The sequence below is a fragment of the Mesorhizobium sp. M2C.T.Ca.TU.002.02.1.1 genome, assembly GCF_003997225.1.
In genome coordinates, this window is sequence record NZ_RZTO01001532.1 from 1 (window position 1) to 406 (window position 406).

Below are 406 nucleotides of genomic sequence, written 5' to 3' on the forward strand. Positions count from 1 at the left end.
GGGCTGCCCTGTCGCCGGCGAAATGCCCGGCTGGGTCGAAAATGCCGTCGGCGCCGTCGAAGGCGTGTCCGGCGTCGAGGTCAACATGACCTTCGACCCGCCGTGGTCGGCCGACCGCATGTCGGAAGAGGCGCAGGTCGCGGTGGGTTGGTACTAGCGTTGGGCCTGGCATACTTGCGCCAGGGGTAAAACTTCACCATTTTAGGTGAGGAATCATTCGGCAGGCCTTGAACCTGCATGGAATGGAAGGAAAAAGAATGGGACGCTTTGCCGTCATCACGATGACCGAAAAGGCCGCCGACCGGGTGCGCGAGATTGTCGCCACGCGTGACAATGCGCACGGCATCCGCCTCGGCATCAAGAAGGGCGGCTGCGCGGGCATGGAATATACGGTCGATCTGGTGAC

The 406-nt window shown here is 62.1% G+C and carries 1 protein-coding gene and 1 pseudogene; both read left to right on the forward strand.

All coding sequences use genetic code 11. The features are described from left to right. Nucleotides 1–157 (forward strand): annotated as a pseudogene (locus EOD07_RS37140) (SUF system Fe-S cluster assembly protein); the annotation flags it as partial. Nucleotides 158–257: 100 nt separating this feature from the next. Beyond that, on the forward strand, nucleotides 258–406 hold a 149-nt coding region (locus EOD07_RS39005; protein WP_281059128.1), incomplete at its 3' end, for an iron-sulfur cluster biosynthesis family protein.